The sequence below is a fragment of the Methylomonas koyamae genome (genome assembly GCF_006483455.1).
Taxonomy (GTDB): domain Bacteria; phylum Pseudomonadota; class Gammaproteobacteria; order Methylococcales; family Methylomonadaceae; genus Methylomonas; species Methylomonas koyamae_B.
Genome location: NZ_PPPU01000071.1, coordinates 1 through 1052 on the forward strand (window position 1 = coordinate 1; position 1052 = coordinate 1052).

The 1052-nt window shown below is 60.3% G+C and carries 1 protein-coding gene; it reads left to right on the plus strand.

Annotated elements, in window-relative coordinates; all coding sequences use genetic code 11:
• Positions 1-1048 (plus strand): methyl-accepting chemotaxis protein (locus C2U68_RS20580; RefSeq protein ID WP_260839430.1); only part of this gene is annotated, 1048 nt, incomplete at its 5' end.
• Positions 1049-1052: the final 4 nt, after the last annotated feature.

Genomic DNA, 1052 nt, shown 5'->3' on the forward strand with positions numbered 1-1052 from the left:
CCAAGGCGACTTCCGCAAAATCGTCCAAGGCGTCAACGAAACCCTGGACGGCGTGATCCTGCCGCTGAACGAAGCGGTCGAAGTGCTGAGCTTGGTCGAACAAGGCGACCTGACCCGGACCGTCAACGGCGACTACAAAGGCCAATTGAGCGACTTCAAGGATACCGTCAACAACACCATCGCCAACCTGTCGAAAACCATCGGCGACGTCATCATCGCCGCCGACCAACTGACCAATGCCGCCGAGCAAATCAGCTCCACCTCGCAATCGTTGTCGCAAGCAGCCAGCGAACAAGCGGCCAGCGTCGAAGAGACCAGCGCCAGCATCGAAGAAATGGCGGCCAGCATCAACCAGAACGCCGAGAACGCCAAAGTCACCGACGGCATGGCCGGCAAAGCCTCGAAAGAAGCGGTGGAAGGCGGTGGCGCGGTCAAGCAGACCGTGGACGCGATGAAAGAAATCGCCGCCAAAATCGGCATCATCGACGACATCGCCTACCAAACCAACATGCTGGCGTTGAACGCCGCGATCGAAGCGGCACGGGCCGGCGACCACGGCAAAGGCTTTGCCGTGGTGGCGGCGGAAGTGCGCAAACTGGCCGAACGCAGCCAAGTGGCGGCGCAGGAAATCGGCGAATTGGCGGACAGCAGCGTGAAAACGGCGGAAACCGCCGGCAAATTGCTGGACGAAATCGTACCGAGCATTGCCAAAACCTCGGACCTGGTGCAAGAGATCGCAGCGGCCTCGCAAGAACAATCGGCGGGAGTCAGCCAAGTCAACAACGCCATGAACCAAATGAACCAGATCACCCAGCAAAACGCGTCGGCGAGCGAACAATTGGCGGCGACGGCGGAAGAAATGACCGGGCAGTCGGAACAACTGCAAACGCTGATGGCCTTCTTCAAAATCGGCCACGGCAACAGCAGCGGGTCGCGCAGCAGCGCGAAAGCCTCGCGGCGGGTGGCAAAGGTCAAGCCGGTCTCGAGTCCTGCGTCCCACGACGAAGGCGAAGCCGAATTCGACCTCAGCCAGTTCGAACGTTTCTAGGAGG